The sequence below is a fragment of the Streptomyces sp. NPDC059649 genome, assembly GCF_042734445.1.
Classification (GTDB): domain Bacteria; phylum Actinomycetota; class Actinomycetes; order Streptomycetales; family Streptomycetaceae; genus Streptomyces.
Genome location: NZ_JBHWDV010000010.1, coordinates 125,178 through 141,695 on the forward strand (window position 1 = coordinate 125,178; position 16,518 = coordinate 141,695).

Sequence of the window (16,518 nt, forward strand, 5' to 3'; positions counted from 1 at the left end):
AGACTCGCGGCCGGCTCAGCGGTACGTGATCAACTCTCCTGGGGCTGTCGGACAGCGAGGTAAAGAGCGAGCCAGGCAACTACGCTGCGGCGGCCATCTGGTCGCGTTCGGGCTCCCCGGTGCTCCCCTCGGCTTCTGTGGCTTCGTCGTCCTGGTCGACGAGCTCGCCCTCGACGTAGTCGGGTACGACGTCGAGGCCGGCCTCGGACACATCGCGTCGCACGGTTCCGTCGTGCGCGACGGCGTGCGCAAGCTCGGGGCTCTTCGGCAGCAGCTTGAACAGCTGCCGAATGGTGGTCTTGCATGCCATGGCGTCGTAATCGGTGCGCCACGGACCCGAGCTCTTCGCCTTGGAACGCTGCCGGATACGTTCGACATCTCCGGGGGAGAGCACGACGAACGCCGAGCCACCGTTCTTGAGCCGCGCGACGGCGTAGTACGCAACTGGCTTTCCGCGGTCTGCGGTCATGGAGGGGACGTGCCGCAGTACCGGGTCGAGCCCGTAGGCGTAATCGAACTCGTCGCCCTCGTAAACGACTTGGGCGTCAAGGCCAGCGGCGAGCGGGTGCTGCCAAAACAGCTTGATCATGCCCTGATACCCGATGATCAGCTGCACCTCGTAGGCGCGAGCTTCCTTGTTGTAGAAGGGGATCAGGTACGCCTCGCCGATGGCGCCGCCGGGTTCGAGGCCGAGCTGCGCGCACGTCATCAGCGCACCGCCGAAAGAGGCTTGGGTGCACTCCGACAGGTGCCGCACGCGCCGCAGCTCGGTAAGCGCGATGCGTGCGACGCGCTCGGGGCTGATGTGCTCGGGCAGCGCGCGGGCGAGCTCGCCGCGCATGTCTTCTATGAACTGCGCGAGCGGCTGCTGTGCGGCGGCCAGCTGCTTGGCGACCTGCTTGCCGGCGGCTGCCTTCTTTGCGATGCGCTGCGTAAGGTCCGTGGTCACTGGTTCCCCTTCCGGGCGGGCACGACGAGGCGGCGCGCACGATGCGCGCGGTAGGTAGCGGGGTGGTCGGCGGCGAGGCGACCGGTATCGAGCGTGGGCACGTGGTGCACATACGTTTCTGCGAGCTCGGGGTGCGCCGCGGCGAACCGCTTCACGGACAAGGGGCCGTTTTGCTTCCACGTGAACGCGACCTCGTCGCGGCACCGGACGACTTCGGCGGTGCCAGCAATGGCCTTGAGCTGGTTCTCGATGGTGCGGCGCTCGTCGGCGAGCTGCTGCTGACGCTGCTTTACCTCGGCGAGCTGGTCGAGCAGCGGCAGCACCTCGTCGGGGTCCGCGAGGGTGACGGCGTCCGGTTTGACCTCGTAGAGGTGGGCGAGCAGCTCGGCAGTGGCTGCGGAACCGTCGACCGCCGGCGGTGTGCGGTCCTGTACGTGTTGCCAGAAGTCGGCGACCAGGGCGACGAGGTGCTCGACGAGCTGCTCGTCGCGCTCGACGCGGTGCACGATGAGGCGGTTACCTCCGAGCAGCGCGGCGACGTGCGCGTGCGAATATCCGGTGACCGCGAGGTACCAATGCACCTGGAGTGCCGGCCCGTCCGGCACCCCCTCGCGCCAGTCGTCGAGCTGAAACGCGCTGCGGGTCTTGATCTCCAACAGGCTGGACGGCGCCCGCTCGCCGGCCTCGATCACGACGCGGTCGAGATTGGCCAGCATCCATGGACGGTCGACGTGCGCGAGCGTGCCGGGCCCGTCGGTGACGCGCATGCCGGTGCGCTGCGCGAAGATGTCGGCGACAACGGGTTCGAGGACGTTGCCCCAGAACGCGGCCTCGTCGAGTTCGGGCGAGCGCGGCAGGTCGGGCAGCTCGCCGACCTTGTCGAGGTAGACCTCAAGCGGTCCGCGGTGGCGGTCCATGCCGAGCACCGCGGCGACGTCCGAGCCACCTACGCCCATGCGGCGCACGTCGAGCCACTGTTCGCGCTCAAGTGCCGCCGGGGCGATCACCACGCCGGTAGGGGTGGCAAGTCGCTCAGGTGCGACGGGCACAGGTGGCTCCCTTCTGCGGGGGGTCGAGAATGGCGAGCAGTTCGTCGCGGGCTGCGTCCGCCGCGGCGGCGGCGCATTGGCGGCCGTAGTCCGTGGCGAGGGGGTTGACGCTCATGTAGGCGGCGCGGCCGGCAGCGTCGGCAAGGTCGATCAGCAAGGGCTCGACCGTTGCCGGGTCGTCTGCGTAGGCGATGGCGACGACATCGAGCAATTCGCCCTCGCCATAGGCGCCTTGGTTCATCAGCCGGTCTCCGCAGTGGGCAGCAGCTCAGCTGCGGTGATCCCGTATGCGCGCTCGATGCGGGCAAGGGTCGCCGAACTGGGGCGAGACACGCCCTTGCGCAGGCGCCATGCGGTCGCCGGGTTGATGCCGAGGCGGCGAGCGACTGCTGCGTCGGTGGTGTCGCCCGCCGCGGTCCAGGCTGCAAGTAGACGAGCGTGCGCGTAGTCCATGGCTTCACTCCTTTCGTTCTTGCTCGTACGTACGAGCAAGAACGTAAGCCCGTTCGGTCGTGCGAGCAAGTACGTTAATGACATATGCCAACGCGCCGCCGCGCGTTCCGAGTAAACGTTCGAGGCGGGGTGTAAGGTGCAGGTCACTTACGGTGAAAAAGAGGTGGTCGGAGTGCTGTGCGGCGCGTATGCTGCGGCCCCTTGCGCCTACATCGACGGGTGCGGGGGTATCTTGCGTGCATGCGAAGGATCGAACGAGCACGAACGAAAAGCCCCGAGAATCGACAAAGGTTCGCGGCCTGGCTCCGCACGCGCCTCGTCGAACTGGGCTATGACCTCTCTACGCCCCGCGCCGGCGGGCAAGCGGAATTCGCTCGCCATGCGGGCATCTCTCACCCTGTCGTCTCACGGACGCTGCGCGGGACGAACAGCCCTACCCCCGACGTGCTCGAAGCCATGGCGCCCGTACTTAAGGTGCCGTTGCGTGAGTTGCTCGTGCAGGCTGGCATCCTCGCCGAGGATGAACTGCCCAACGGCTCGTGGGCCTCCAATGGAGAGCGACCCACACCGGAGCAACTGGCAGCCATGGCGGGAATTTACGACGCCGGCCTCGTCCAGCAGTTCGTAACATTCGTCGCCGGGCTACGAGCGCAGCAGGCACAGAAGGAACTCGAACAGGGCACTACGCATAGGTCGTGACGAGTGTGGACGACACACCCAACAGTGTGTCGGCTCTGGCGGGGTGGGGGATTGGTACTCTCTCGCACTGCCGTTCCGCTCCGCGGCTACTGCGCACCCCCAGGTGCAGTGCCCTGTGTCGCTATCGGCAGCGCCCCATAAAGATGAGGGCAGGAACACAGCGCAAGGGGGAGCAGTGCGTAACGGCACTGGAGTAGTAGCAGCGGCGGTCACAGCAAGCTGTGCCTTGGCAGCGGTCATGGGCGCGGCGGCTATGGGCAATGGCCGGGCGCGGCACCTCGCCAGGGTGGGGCTCGTGGTGAGCATCGTTCTGCCGCCAGTGGTGTCCTACAGGGACCGGCGGCGGCGAGCCCAACGGGCCACTGTCAATGGGTACCAACTCGCGTGCGATCACGCCCGGGAAGGGTTGATCTAGCGATGCCCGCCACTGTGTCCAAGTCATCATCTTCGCCTGTGCGCCGCCGCGGGGGTCGCGCAGAGGCATCGTTAAGGGGCGCCCGCAGCGAGCGCGGTGCGGGCGCGGACGCCTCCGGATGGGTCATCATGAGCTGACCGCCGACGTGATGCCGCCCGGCGCTGACCTGCATAAACAGCGTCCGGGCGGCACGGATTAGAACCCGTTGTCAGGGACGATCTATTGCTCGTAATGCGTAGGTCTCGGGTTCGAATCCCGAAGGCGGCTCCCAGGTGAAACCCCAGGTCAGGTATCTGACCTGGGGTTTTGTCGTTCCATGGACCATGGAAAGCGGGGCCTAGTACTCCTGATGACCTACGTACTCGAATACGTACGTCGGGAGTTTCACGCTGCGAGGTGGATCCTCCTCCATGGGTGAGGAAACAAGCTCTGAGCTGCGGTTTCTACGAACGCTTCAAGGTGACGCATCAGGCGCCGCTCAGGTCAGGGGAGCGCGAGGGGAGCGCATCGGTGCAGCGATGGTGCAGAAGGCGTGGTCAGAAGTGCTGTCGCGCACGCCTCCTGCACCCTCCAGCGCATCACCCGGTTTCCCAAAGAGACGGCGCCAGCCTGAGCCCCTACCAAGTCGCCGGCTAACTGGAGTTACTCCTCGCGGTCTGGACCGGCGCCTGCCTCACCTGTCACCGCACCACACCAGACCTCCTATCAACCTGGTCAAGCACTACTAGGGCAGCGCGCCGGGTAGTGCGGGCTGGGCGGGCGTCGGGCAGGATGCCCGACCGGTTGTCAGCCGGGCCTTCGAGCTTCGCAGCCGACCTCGGGTGGAGTTCACCTCGTGTGGCGTGCGCCGGATGGGTAACTCGCCGTCTGCACGTCCAGGACGGTCACGTCGACCGCCGAACCGGCCCAACTTGCAGCGCCATGCGCGGAGGCACTGACTCCGCACGCAGAAGAACATGCCTTAACAGAAAACGGCAGTGTGCTGCCGATACCTTAGGCCCGTCTATCAACTAAATAGCAGGTCAAAGCCAGTTTTGCAGCGGGCTCTCGTTACGGCTGGCTGTCTACGTTGCCTCCATCGGGTCGACGCGCAGAGCACTGCGCATTTGTTTCACCATCCGCCCTGCGCCTACCGTGACGGCCATGAACACCACTGATCCACTACTTACCGGTGCTGACGTCGCGCGGCTGGCAGGAGTGAAAAGACCGGCCATTAACAACTGGCAGAGGCGCCATCCGGACTTCCCTCCGGCCATCCACTCGGGCGGCATGGAATGCTTCCCACTCAGCCAGGTCATCGCGTTTCTCGACCGCCGGGTGATCCCGCCCAGGTTCCTGGCCGAGCGTGAGCCACGGGGCACTAGCTACGGGGACAGGGCGCGTCGTCGTCTGGACGCCACCGGTTTACGGCGACACCAAGACGCCGCGCCTGCCGTCCACAGCCGGAATGCCCAGGAATCCGAGCGGCTCGTCGCTGAACTGATGGGGCCTCTGGCGGAAAGGGTCCGGGGTGCCGGCGTCAAGACCGACTACGTAAACCTTCTTGCCTCCCTTGCTTTCCTGCGGGCATGCGCACCGGCCGCATGGGCGGGCCTGCTGCGCGCCGCACCGCCCCGTCAAAGCCCGGAGGAGGCCCGACGGCTTCTCCGGCGCGTCGGTGACGCTGCTGATGACGCTCTGCGCAGCCTGGGAATCCTGCCGGGCCTCGGGCGCTCCCTTGATCGCCTCAGGCCCGGCTCGTATGCGGACCTCCAGCACGTCATCCGCCTCTCCAATGACCTGGGGCCCGAGGCCTTCCGGCTCCTGCTCGAGCAGTACGAGGAGCACGCTGGTCTGACGAGCAGTGAGTTCTTCACTCCCCGTGCTGTGACGCGGATGATGGCAGAGCTGCTGGTACGTGAAGAGGACGAGCAGCTCACCATTTGTGACCCGTATCTGCGCGGCGGCGAGTTGCTCACATCAGCCGTCGAGGCGGTGCGCGATGCCGGGCGTCCTGCTGCTCCACTGACCGTGTGCGGCACTGGGTCGCATGAGGACACGCTTCGACTCGCCGGTATGCATCTTATGTTGCACGGTGTACGGGCACGGCTCCACATCGGCAGCGGGGCGCCGTGGAACGAGCCGGGCCGGCCGTCAGTGACCGCAGACCGGATCCTTCTCAATCCTCCATTCAACGCGCGCGGATCCGCTCCGCACACCAAGGCGTCGGAGCAGTGGCCCTACGGTCCGCCACCTCCTGGGAGCGACCACTTCGCTTGGCTTCAAGACGTCCTCGGCAAGCTCAACCCCGGTGGCCGCGCGGCCGTGCTCATGCCCAACAACGCTCTCTCGTCGGACAGCCGGCAGGAGCGTGGCATCCGCCGGAACCTGGTGGAGCGCGGAGCACTGGAGTGCATCATCACGCTGCCCGCGAAGCTGTTCCGCGATACGGCCATCCCCGTATCCGTGTGGCTCCTCAGGCATGCACCGGGCCGGAGCCGGCAGATCTTGTTCGTCGACGCTCGGCAGATGGGGGTGATGGAGTCGCGCACCCGACGGCTGCTCACCGAGGACGACACATCGGCAGTCGTGCGGGCCGTCGAGTCATGGCAGCTCGATCGGGAACGCTCGGTTGCGCATGCTGGAACCACTGGCCTTAGCGCGACGGCCGAGTTGGACGACGTCCGCGACCGGGACTATTCACTCAACCCGGCCGATTACGTGGCGCAAACAGTGTCTGCGGGGCGCGATGCCGACGAATTGCAAACGGAGCTTGAGGACAGCGCGGATAAGCTCCGCAGCGCACGGCAGGTCATGCTCGTGGCAGACCGGCAGATGACGAAGGTGCAGCGCGAGCTGGACTTTGTGCACGGTCTGACCGGTGTCCGCGAACTCACCCACTGGGAGGAGCGGCCGCTGGGCGCACTCTGCGAGGTGCAGGCAGGCCCCTCCCCCTCCCTCATCAAGCGCACCCGTTCGACCGACGGCAATGTGCCTGTGGTGCAGCCGACTCATCTGCGGGACCGCCGAATCGTGGTGCCGGACCAGGTGATGGTGCGGCACGAGCACGCCGAGGGGACGCTGAGAAAGTACCGCGTGACGGCGGGCGACATCCTGTGTGTGCGGACGGGAACAACCGGCCCTTCAGCGCTGGTGGAAGCCCCACAAGAGGGCTGGATCCTCGGCAGCAATCTGCTCCGTATTCGTCCGTTGGACGATCCGGCGAGGGAGGTCTTGCCGGACTACCTGCTGGCTTTTCTTTCCCTGCCGGCCATCGAGGAATGGATCCGGACCCGCTCAACGGCCACCACGGCAATCGGGTCCATCAGTGTCGCGTCGCTTCGCCAGCTCCCGGTACCTCTTCCGACGTGGGACGAGCAGCGCCGCATCGGAGATCAGCTCAGGTCCTACGACCAGCAGATCGTCGCGCACCGCGACTTTGCCCAAGCTGTCGAGCGTTCGCGGACGGCACTCGCTGAGTGCGTCATGCGGCAGGCGGCGTCTGTGGTGCGGCCCAAGACAACGAGGAAGGGACAGGGAAGTTGAGTACGGAACCCACACCGGATCCCTCCAAAGCCCAGTCCCCTTGGCTGTTGGTGGCTCTGTTCTGTTCCCTCACCATCGCCCTGGCAACGGGCATCGTGATGAGTTGGGGAGGAGACAGGCCCGTCGACGCTGCCAAGGTAGGAGGCGGGGCGTTCGTCGCCTCCATGACCATTTGGCTGACTGTCTTGAAGGAGCGTGGACAGTTGTAGGGCGATGGCGCTCCTTGCGGTCTCGACTGCTGCCCGGCTGAGCCACGTTCTCCCCGAACCTCACCTTCACCCCGAGCTGAGGTCCCCGAGCAATTGGTCCAGCAGATGCTCCTCCTCGACTCGTATGCCCTGCTCGGCGATGGCCTCGCCGAGTGCCGGGTCCCAGGGGGTGGGGGCCGGGACGCCGGAGGTAAGGGGTGTGCCGAGGCCGCGTCCGACGGCGGTCAGGTAGGCGGGGGCGTTGTAGCGCCAGGGTGTGGCGCCGGGTAGGCGCAGGACGCCTGCGGCGATGCGGACGCCGCCCCAGTCGAAGTCGCCGTGGTAGGCGATAGGGGCGCCGGAGTGGGCGAGTTGGGTGAGCAGGGCACGTGCGGCGAGGGACAGGTTGCCCTCGACGCAGACGAGCGGTGGGCAGCAGCCGGGGCCCAGCTCGTCAGCGGCGGCGGCGAGTACGGCGGGGTTCTCGCAGACCCGGATGGTGCGTCCCGCCGCTCCGAGGTCGGATGATTCCCTAGTGAGCTGACGTAGTGTCAGCAGGCAGGGTTCGCCGCCTTCGTGCGCGGCGGCGAGCATGCGGCCGGTGATACTGCGGGGAGAGCCGGGCAGGCCGAGGACGAGTACGCGCGAGGAGAGTTCGTCCAAGGCCACCCCTACGGCTGCCCAGGCTGCCCGGCGGCCTTCGGCATCGGACGCCGCCCCCGCGGGCAGAGCGGCAAGCGCACGGACAGCGGAGAAGACGAGCGCGGCCAGCGGGCGGCCCTCGTCCAGTGCGTGAGCGTCGCCAAGGGCGCGGGCGGCGAGGACGGGGAGGCTGATGCTGTTGCTTGCCGGGAGCTGGGAGAGTACGCGTACCGCCTCGGCGGCCAGTGTGCGGGCTGCCGAAGGATCGCTCCCGGAGAGGCGTTTGAGGAGACCGGTCGTCTCCAGCTCGGTTCGCCAGGAGGCCAGGTCGGCTTGCCTGGTGATCGCCGGTACGTCGAACTCGGCCAGTGCCTGCTGCCAGGCGGCGGCCTCGGCGGCGTGTTGAGCGCGTCGGTCGGTCACGGGGCCGGTCAGCGTCACCACCGCTGCCGCGAGGCCGTCCGGGCAGGTCAGCGATGTGCGCAGCGTGCGGTCGACCTCGGCGAGCGGCACCGTGAGCGAAGCGCCCGAGCGCAGACGGCGGCCGAGCAGCAGCTCGAGCGCGCGGCGCTGTTCGGCTGTGGCGGCCTTCAGTGTGACGGCGGTGTCCAGTGCGCGTCCGGTGGCCATCCGGTCCCGGACGCGTTCCAGGAGCCAGGCGGTTGCGGGTGTGCCGAGCAGGCGGCGCAGCCGTGGCAGGTCGGTCTCCGGCACGGGTTACTCGCCCTCCAGGAGAGACGGCTGCGCGGGTTCGTCGGCGGCCGTGGCCGTCTGGGCGGGGATGGGGATGTAGGGGGCGGGGCGCTGGTGGCGGGTGCGGGAGCTGCCGTCCCAGCGCCAGGGGGTGACCAGGACGGCGTCGATCCCCTCGCGCCGGCTCAGCTGGGCGATGCCGATGCCGGGTACGGTCGGGTAGCAGGCCCACTCGCGTTCGCTGGTCATCACCACGTCGAGGTCGAACGAGGCGAGCAGCCCCAGGCACTTGGCGCGGGAGTCGTCGTCCACACCGGCGAACGCCTCGTCCAGTGCGATCAGCCGTGGGGCGTGCGGGCTGCCGGAGGAGTAGTGCGAGGAGGCCGCGGCGAACAGCGGGATCGAGGCGGCGAGCACTCGCTCGCCGCCGGAAGCGGGGCCGGTGGCCGGCTTCCACTGGCCGTCCTGCCGCCGCTGAATGGTGAAAGCGTGCCAGGTGCGGTAGTCCAGAGCGCGGGTGAGCTGGTCGACCCAGGAGTCCCCGGGGTGGTCATCGCGGTCCTGGGCGATTCTGGCCTGCAGGAACTCTCCCACCTGGGCACGGTCGGCCGGCGACCAGGCGTCGGAAGACTGCCGCAGCAGCCTGGCCCGTACGGCCTCCAGACCCTCGGGGGCTTCCTTGGCGGGTTGCCACTGCAGACGCAAGGTCATACCGGTCGACGTGGGACGGGCGGCCAGGTCCTGGTTCATCGCAGCCACCTGCTCCTCGGCTGCGGCGATCAGTTCCTGCAAGGCTCCGGCGACCTCGCCGACCAGGTGGTTCTCCAGCAGCTCGCGCTCTTTGGCGGACAGCAGCCGGTCGCGCTGGTCGACCTCCTCGCGCAGGGAGTCGGCGAGGGCGGGAACGTCGTGGGTGCGCCCCTGGAATACCACGTCGACGATCATGATGCCGTCGTGCAGGGTCATGCCCACGGAGTGGCCGTGGCGGCCGAGGGCATCGGTGAGCACCTTGTGTTCGGTGGAGATCCGTTGCTGGATCAGCTCCCAGCGGCGGTCGGAGTCGTCCGTTTCGGCGAGTTCGGTGTTGATGGTGCGGGCCAGCGCGACGGTGGGTGTCGGGGCCCATGGTTCATCCAGCGGTGGGACGGCGATGGTGGGCACCGCGGCGGCGAGCAGGCCGGTGGCCGCGAAGGAGCGCAGGGCGGCCACCGTGCGGTCGCGTTCGCCGGTCGCTTCCTCGATCCGGGCACGGATCTCGCTGCGGCGGCCCTCGGCCCGGGCCCGGTCGGTCAAGGCGGCATCGCGAGCACGCTGGGTCGCCTTCTCCTCGGCGTCCCGTGCGGCGATCGCAGTGTCGGTCTCGGCCAGCCGGCGGTGGAGCTCCGCCACGCTCGCCCCGACAGTGTCGCCCAGCACTCGGTGGCGCTCGGCGGCGGCTTCGGCACTTCGGCGGGCGACGGTGGCGGCCTCGTCGGCCTCGGCCTGTGCACCTGCTGCCGTCTCCGCCTCCGCGGCAGCTTCGGCAGCGAAAGCGGCGGAACGCGCCCGGGCGGCCGCGGACGGAAAGAGCGCGGCAAGGGCGGCTGCGTAGCCGGAGATCGCGTCGCGGATCTGGTCCAGTGCCTCGCGGGTGGCGGTCAGCCCGGTGTCCGAGGCGTACTCCTCGGCCTCCTGGCGTGCCTTCTCGGCTTCTTCCCGGCGCGTGGCCGCGTCCTGCTCAGCCGCCGCCCGTCGCTCCGCCAGGCGGCGGGCGGACTCGGCCTCATGGCCGACGCGGGCATGCGCCTCGCGCAGCGCCTGGTCGGACGGCTGGGCGCGGTGTTCTGCGGTGAGGGTGGTGGCCCGTTCCCGCAGGGCGCGGCGCCGCTGGTCCAACTGGTCGATCAGTGCGCCGAGCAAAGTGCACCTGGCGGCCAGTTCGGCGAGGCGGGCGCGCCGGGCCGCTTCCCGGGCGCCCTCACCGATGAAGCGGGCGGCCGACTTGGCCCAGCGGCCGGTGAGGGTGCCGATCCGATAGCTCCCGTCAGCAGCGACCCAGGTGTGGTGCTCCGGGTTTTCGCCGAGGCCGATTCCGGCCAGGAGGGCAAGCACGGCGGCGTCGTTCAGGGCGCCGGCCTGCGGGTCTGCCCGGTCCACGGCTGGGCGCAGTACGGCAGCCAAGGCGGGGCCGGGGGCGGCAACGGAGCCCGGCAGCAGCAGTGCGTCATGGGTGCGGGCGTCGAGCAGCGTGCCGTCAGGTGCGATCCAGGCATCGAGCAGTCCGGCGGCCTCCAATGCCGCCTCGATCCCGGCCCGATCGGCCTCCGGTACGGCATCGTGGAAGTCGACGGCCCTCCACAGCGGCGCGCCGGGACGATCGATGCGGGCACTCGGATCGCGGGTGTAGGGCAGGGGCGGGGTGTCATGGCCGCCAGACTCCAGGCGGGTGACCTCCTCGGCAACCTCGGCGAGTTCATGCCGTGCGGCGTCGAGCTCGGTGTCGAGCTCCGTTTCCTGCCGGGTGAGTGTGCTGACCGCCGCGCGGTATGACTCGGCGGCGGCCTCGGCGGCCGGGTTGGGGCCGTCCAGGGTGTCCGTCCACGCCTCCAGGGCGGCGGTGGCTCGGTCGGGGTCGGTCAGGCGCAGTTCGACCGCTGCCGCGGCCCATGCGCGCCACGCTGCGAAGAGGCAGGCTGCCTCTTCGCTGACCGTCTGCCCGGCTTCGGCAACACGCTCCTGCGCGGCTTCCGCATCCGCGGCCGCGCGGGCGGCTTCCGTCTGCGCCGTACGAGCCCGCTCGTCGGCTCGTTCGGCTTCGGTGAGCAGCCGGGTCAGACCGGTTACGGCCTGACGGCGCCGCTCAAGGGCGCGCTCACCTGTCCTCCGGGACTCAGGAAACGGGGCGTCCTCGCCGTCCAACGACGTGGCCACCGGGAGGTGATCGATTCCGGCGGCCTCGGCGGCTTGTCGGGCCGCTTCGTCGGCTTCGGCGAACGTCGACCGGTCGGCATCCCGGCGAGCCTGCGCGTCGGCAGCCCGGCGCCGCCAGTTGTCGGCGAGCCGCTGGGCGGTCCGGGCGGCAGAGGCGCGGTCATCGGCGACCGCGCGCAGCGCCTCGGCTGTCTTGCCGGCTTGTTCCAGCTCGCGGGCGGCGTCCATCTCGGGGCTGCGGTTCAGCGCGTCCCGGGTGGCGGTCAGCGCCGCTCGGGCGTCCTCCAGCTCTTCCAGCCGGGCTTCCGCCGTCACCAACCGCTCTTCCGCCCCCGCGTGTTCGGTCTCGGCCTCGGCGAGATCGCGGCCAAGGTGTTCGTACCGGCTGTGGGCGACGCGCAGGACGGCGGCCTGCCGCTTGGCGGCGACCTGGGCGTAACGGCGGTAGTGGGTGAGGAAGGCGGCGGCGGCCGTGGATGCCTCGGTGAGCGCGGTCAGCGCGTGTCGCTCGTCGTCCAGACCGCGGAACGCCTCGGCGACCTCCCCGATCAACGCCGGATCAAGCGGTGGCAGTGACTCGGTGAGCGCCTTGGACAGCAGCTTCTCGTCGGGCCGCTTCGACAGTTGCGGCTGACGGAGCTGGATGAGCAGACTGACCAGAGCCTCGTAGCGCTCCTGGCCGAGTCCGAAGAGCTGTTCGTCCACGGCCCTGCGGTACTCGGCGGCGGTGTCGTGGACGAGTCCCTGGCCCTGGAGTGCCTCAAGCAGCCGTTCCCGGGTGAAGGGGACCCGGGAGGCGGACATCAACGGTAGGTCGGGACCCATCCGCAGGGTGGTGGTGAAGAACCAGTGCTTGGCGATGCCTCGCCCCTTGACCGCCTTCAGCCCGCAGCCGATGGTTCGGTACTGAGCCCGGCCGTCCTCGCCGATCCGCCCGAATTCCAGCCAGGTGTAACCGGTGCGTTCGTCGTGTGGGTGTTTGCCGCCCAGCAGCAGGTTCCACTCCATCCGCTTGGCGCGGTCGCCGTCCGGCTCGACGCGGTGGGCGGCGAGTTCGCCGTCGAGGAGGAACGGCAGCGTGAGCGCGAGGACCTTGGACTTGCCCGTGCCGTTGTTGCCGCGCAACAGCAGCCGCCCGTCGTGGAACCGGAACTCCTCGGCGTCGTAGTAGAAGATGTCGGTCAGCCCCGCGCGCAGCGGCTGCCAGCGACCACGGGCGGGCTCGGGCAGGGGGGCGGAAGCAGTCGGCGGCGCGGTGGTCATGCGCGGGAGCGGGCCTTTCGGATGGTCGGTGCGGCCAGGGCGTAGCGGACCAGGGCGGGCTTGGCTGTTACGGTCTCGCCGTTCCGGCTGACGAGGCCGAGAGCGGCGAGCCGGTCCAGGGCCTGGGCCGCCAGCTCGGCGGCGGCCGCGGGATCGGCGGCGGACTTACGCCAGTAGGAACGGTGCTGTATGGCCAACTCTTTTATGAGCGCAGCGAGTTGCGCTTCGTCACTCGGGCCCTCGGACTCGGCCAGGTGGGTGGCGATCAGCAGCGTGACATGCCCGTCGGTGCCCTGTTCGGGCATGCGGAGGTCGGTGAGCTCGTCGTCCGGGTCCACCATTGCGACGCCCTCCGCCCGCGCCTCCGGCACTAGACCCGTGAGTTCGGTGATCCTGCGCGTGATCGCGTAGCGCTGGGAAACCAGATAGGCCCGCTCGTCCTCGGGCAGCTCGGCGTAGTACACGACAGGGTCGTCCAACAGTCTGCGAGTGAGCCGGTGGCGCAGCGCTCGCAGCCGCAACTCCTCCGTGTCGGGGGCGACTTCCGAGGTGAGTGCGCTGAGCCGCTGGTCCGGATCCAGATCCGTTGCTTCGACGGTGGACGGGCCGCGGGTGGCAGCCGGCAGCGCAGCCAGGACACGCCGGCGCACGTCGTAGAGCACATCGTTGGACGCCTCTGACAGATACGCCTCCTCATCGCCGGAGACCCGGTGCAGCACTCCCCACTCCAGCAGCAGCCGGACGACGGCCACCAGGTCGGAGCGCTCTTCCCGGCGCTCCATGCGGAAAACAATCCCCGCCTCCGCGACCACAGGGTCGGCGGTCCCGGTCAGCACCCCCTCGGCGAGCCGGCCCAGAGTGGTCTGTCCATCGGCCCGCTCCAGCGTCGCCAGCGCCAGGCACAGCAGAATGTAGCGGCGCCGGGTGAACGGCACCTTGGTGCGCGGCGCGCGGGCCGGTCTGGTCGCGTCGTCCAACCGGGCAGGGGTCTTGTACAGCCGGGCGGTCTCGGCATCGACCACCAGCCGCCAGCCGGTCTCGTGGGTGAACCAGGACGCCAGCTCGCCCCCGTGCTTACGGACCAGCCGGAACTCCTCGCTGCCGCTGGTCAGCAGCGGTGAGTCCAACAGCGCGCGGGCCGCCCGACGGCGCTCCTCCTGCGCGTCGGCGACGGGAGCAGTGCTCATCGGCTCGTCCCTTCCGCGGTGTCAGCCGTGATCGGAGGCGTCATCGCACGTACTGAGGACGGCTGGCTCCCGCCGGCGCTGCTCTCGGGCAGGAGGTCGATGATCTCGATGACATGCTCAGGGCCGGAGAGCACACCGTCCGCCGTCGGGATCCGGACCACCGTGTCGGGGTCCACCAGCTTCAGGCGAACCTCCATGGTGCCGTCGCCAGTGATGGCCGAGGACTCATGCTCACCCGGCACCCCTGCGGACAGTGCGTCTCCGAGCACCGCGAGGAACAGCCGGAACGCATCCGGGTCGAGCCCGTCGCGGCTGGCCAGCTCGGACAGCAGGACAGGGCCGCCCGTAGCGAGTCGGGCACGGGCCGCGGCGGTCTGGGCGGCCTCGCGCTCGACCTGCTCGGCCAGCACCTGCCGCGCCGCGGACCGGTCGGCAATCCGGGTGGGGCGCCCGCGCCGCTCGTACGAACCCGTCTCGCGCAGTCTGGGGCTGATCTCCAGGGACGGAGCCTGTGCCCATGGCGTGGTGCCCGGCAGCTCCGCGTCGTGCCATGCGGCCTCGGTTTCGGCGTCCACCGTCAGATGGCGGGCCGGCGTGAGGGCGAAGGCCGCCCGCCACAACCGGTGCGCTGCGTCGTCATCCGGGGCTTGCGCGAAGAATCGGGCAAGCGCCCGGAAGTCGGCCGATCGATCGGAGCGGCCGCCGCGCCGTTCGTTGAGTGTGGTCACCGTGTTGACCAGGCTGGTGATCGCGCTGACCGCCGCACCGCGCAGCAGCTTCGCCTGCGACGGTTGCCGGCTGGACCGGCTGAGGAACCAGTCGGTCAGGCCGCGCCAGCGGTTCTCCCACGCAGCTAGCGCGGCCTGTGACGCAGCCAGCCGGGCTCGTTCCGCTTCCTGCCCGTCCGCTCCCGCGTCCGGCACGGCGTCGCCGGCCTCCCGCTGCGCGGCGGCCAGCAGCAAGCGGTCCACCCCTGCCGCGTTCAGCTGGGTGAGCAAGTCGGCGATCTGTGCACCGCGGTTGGCCAGGTCGGCGATGAAGCGCTCGATGTACTCCACCAGCCGGTCCTTGTACGCGATGAACGCCCCCTCGTCACCGTCCTGGAAGTCGATGGTGCGGCGCAGTGAGGCCATGAACGCCTGGGCGTTGTCGGCGAGACTCCCGAACCGGTCGGCGAGGGCCAGCAGCGTGAGATGTGCCTTGGCCGGGTCAGGGTCCTTTTCCTGGGCCAGTACGAGCAGCGCGGCCAACTGCTCGGCGATGTCCGCCAGGGCCACCGACTGCAGCTGGCCGCGCTGGCCCAGCGCCTCGTCGTAGACCGCGACCGCTTGCAGCGCGGCCTGGCCGTGACGGGTGAGCTGGTACAGGAAGCGTGCCCGGTGAAAGTCCTCGACCGAGGTCACCCGGCCGGTGTCGGGGTCCGTACGGAGATTGCCCCAGTCGACCAGCTGGTCCAGCGCGCCGCCGACTGCCTCGACCGGCACCGGCGTCCCCTCCACCTCGGACCGCAGCTCCGCGGCGACGTCCTCGGGCCGCAGGTGAACGATGAACCGCTCCCTGGCTTCTGCGAACACGTTCAGGATTCGTCCGTACAGGGCTGCGTTCGGCGCTTGCAGGTAGGCGAAAGGCTGAGGCGGGGAAGCGCTGGACTTCCCGCCGAATTTCGGACTGGACTTCACAGACACGCGTCCCAGGCTCTCAGACCGGTCTGACAATGCGGGGGCGAACCGGAAACCGGCCGCTGGGAACGGTGGGCGACCCCCTCCCGTGAAGTTCCTACCGCTGGTAGGATAGGGTTCATGGCTGGTAGTAAGAAGTACTCGATCAGTCTCCCCGAAGACCTCGCGGAGACCGTACGTGCTCATGTCGGCCCGGGCGGCTTCTCCGCTTATGTGGCCGAAGCCCTGGAGCACAGGGTGGCCATGGACAAGCTCCGCGAGATCGTCGCCGACTTCGAGACCGACAATGACCCGCTCTCCCGGGACGAGGTCGAAGCGGCCCGCGCCCTGCTGCGGCATGACCACCGCGGCGTGGGCGGAGCCGCGGCCTGATGCCTGGCACACTGCTTCTGGACAGCGAGGGCCTGTCGAAGCTCTACCTCAAAGACCGCGTCGTCGTGACCCTCGTACAGGCGGCCCTGGAGGAGGGCATACGGGTGGCCACGACCGCGATGACCACCCTGGAGGCTGATTACGAGCGCGTGCATCCGGCCCGCATCCGGTGGGTGCTGTCCCGTATTGACGTCCATGACGTCACGAAGAGCGTGGCGGACCAGGCCGCTGCGCTGCTGCGCAGCCACCACCTCCACGGCCACAAGTACGCGATCGACGCCGTCTTCGCCGCCATCGCACGGGCGGCGCCGGCCCCCGTCACCGTCCTCACTTCCGATCCTGACGACATCACCTTGCTGTGCGGGCCTGCTGTCGTGGTCACCAAGGTCTGAGCATGGCGTGCAGACCGTGGGTACGGTGAAGGCGCGATGGGAGGGCGCCATGCTCCTGCTGTCGGATATCAACAAGGCGGCTCCGAGTAGTTGGTGGGTTCG

The 16,518-nt window shown here is 69.1% G+C and carries 12 protein-coding genes; 4 read left to right on the top strand and 8 right to left on the bottom strand.

What is annotated here, in order from left to right; all coding sequences use genetic code 11:
* Positions 1 to 79: 79 nt before the first annotated feature.
* The 4 genes from recT to ACFV1J_RS14775 are packed head-to-tail and all read right to left on the bottom strand — an operon-like array spanning position 80 to position 2,451.
* Positions 80 to 949 (bottom strand): recombination protein RecT, encoded by an 870-nt coding sequence (gene recT / locus ACFV1J_RS14760; protein ID WP_385857821.1) that lies wholly within the window; start codon positions 947 to 949, stop codon positions 80 to 82.
* On the bottom strand, positions 946 to 1,998 hold the full coding sequence (locus ACFV1J_RS14765; protein WP_385857823.1) for a YqaJ viral recombinase family protein: 1,053 nt from the start codon (positions 1,996 to 1,998) through the stop codon (positions 946 to 948). The genes recT and ACFV1J_RS14765 overlap by 4 nt, the downstream gene beginning before the upstream one ends.
* Positions 1,982 to 2,239: a hypothetical protein gene (locus tag ACFV1J_RS14770; protein ID WP_385857825.1), complete on the bottom strand. Its 258-nt coding sequence runs from the start codon at positions 2,237 to 2,239 to the stop codon at positions 1,982 to 1,984. The genes ACFV1J_RS14765 and ACFV1J_RS14770 overlap by 17 nt, the downstream gene beginning before the upstream one ends.
* Positions 2,239 to 2,451: a helix-turn-helix domain-containing protein gene (locus ACFV1J_RS14775; RefSeq protein ID WP_385857827.1), complete on the bottom strand. Its 213-nt coding sequence runs from the start codon at positions 2,449 to 2,451 to the stop codon at positions 2,239 to 2,241. Before ACFV1J_RS14775 ends, ACFV1J_RS14770 begins: the two co-directional genes overlap by 1 nt.
* Positions 2,452 to 2,691: 240 nt before the next feature.
* Here ACFV1J_RS14775 and ACFV1J_RS14780 point away from each other — a divergent pair, with 240 nt between their 5' ends.
* Together ACFV1J_RS14780 and ACFV1J_RS14785 are read left to right on the top strand one after the other, a co-directional pair.
* The gene (locus tag ACFV1J_RS14780) at positions 2,692 to 3,150 is read left to right on the top strand and encodes a helix-turn-helix domain-containing protein (RefSeq protein ID WP_385857829.1); all 459 of its coding nucleotides are present in this window, start codon (positions 2,692 to 2,694) and stop codon (positions 3,148 to 3,150) included.
* 1,558 nt (positions 3,151 to 4,708) lie between these two features.
* Positions 4,709 to 7,090 (top strand): N-6 DNA methylase, encoded by a 2,382-nt coding sequence (locus ACFV1J_RS14785; RefSeq protein WP_385857831.1) that lies wholly within the window; start codon positions 4,709 to 4,711, stop codon positions 7,088 to 7,090.
* Positions 7,091 to 7,365: 275 nt separating this feature from the next.
* Here ACFV1J_RS14785 and ACFV1J_RS14790 read toward each other — a convergent pair whose 3' ends face one another.
* Genes ACFV1J_RS14790 through ACFV1J_RS14805 form a run of 4 tightly spaced genes read right to left on the bottom strand, consistent with a single transcriptional unit; the run spans position 7,366 to position 15,547 of the window.
* Positions 7,366 to 8,634, bottom strand: coding sequence for a TIGR02679 family protein (locus tag ACFV1J_RS14790; protein ID WP_385857833.1), 1,269 nt, complete (start codon positions 8,632 to 8,634; stop codon positions 7,366 to 7,368).
* Between the two features lie 3 nt (positions 8,635 to 8,637).
* The gene (locus ACFV1J_RS14795) at positions 8,638 to 12,786 is read right to left on the bottom strand and encodes a TIGR02680 family protein (RefSeq protein WP_385857835.1); all 4,149 of its coding nucleotides are present in this window, start codon (positions 12,784 to 12,786) and stop codon (positions 8,638 to 8,640) included.
* Positions 12,783 to 13,973, bottom strand: a complete 1,191-nt coding sequence (locus ACFV1J_RS14800) for a TIGR02678 family protein (protein WP_385857837.1) — start codon at positions 13,971 to 13,973, stop codon at positions 12,783 to 12,785. The genes ACFV1J_RS14795 and ACFV1J_RS14800 overlap by 4 nt, the downstream gene beginning before the upstream one ends.
* Positions 13,970 to 15,547 (bottom strand): TIGR02677 family protein, encoded by a 1,578-nt coding sequence (locus tag ACFV1J_RS14805; RefSeq protein WP_385857840.1) that lies wholly within the window; start codon positions 15,545 to 15,547, stop codon positions 13,970 to 13,972. Before ACFV1J_RS14805 ends, ACFV1J_RS14800 begins: the two co-directional genes overlap by 4 nt.
* Positions 15,548 to 15,772: 225 nt before the next feature.
* Here ACFV1J_RS14805 and ACFV1J_RS14810 point away from each other — a divergent pair, with 225 nt between their 5' ends.
* Together ACFV1J_RS14810 and ACFV1J_RS14815 are read left to right on the top strand one after the other, a co-directional pair.
* Positions 15,773 to 16,024 (top strand): hypothetical protein, encoded by a 252-nt coding sequence (locus tag ACFV1J_RS14810; RefSeq protein WP_385857842.1) that lies wholly within the window; start codon positions 15,773 to 15,775, stop codon positions 16,022 to 16,024.
* Positions 16,024 to 16,416, top strand: a complete 393-nt coding sequence (locus ACFV1J_RS14815; protein WP_385857845.1) for a DNA-binding protein — start codon at positions 16,024 to 16,026, stop codon at positions 16,414 to 16,416. The genes ACFV1J_RS14810 and ACFV1J_RS14815 overlap by 1 nt, the downstream gene beginning before the upstream one ends.
* Positions 16,417 to 16,518 lie beyond the last annotated feature (102 nt).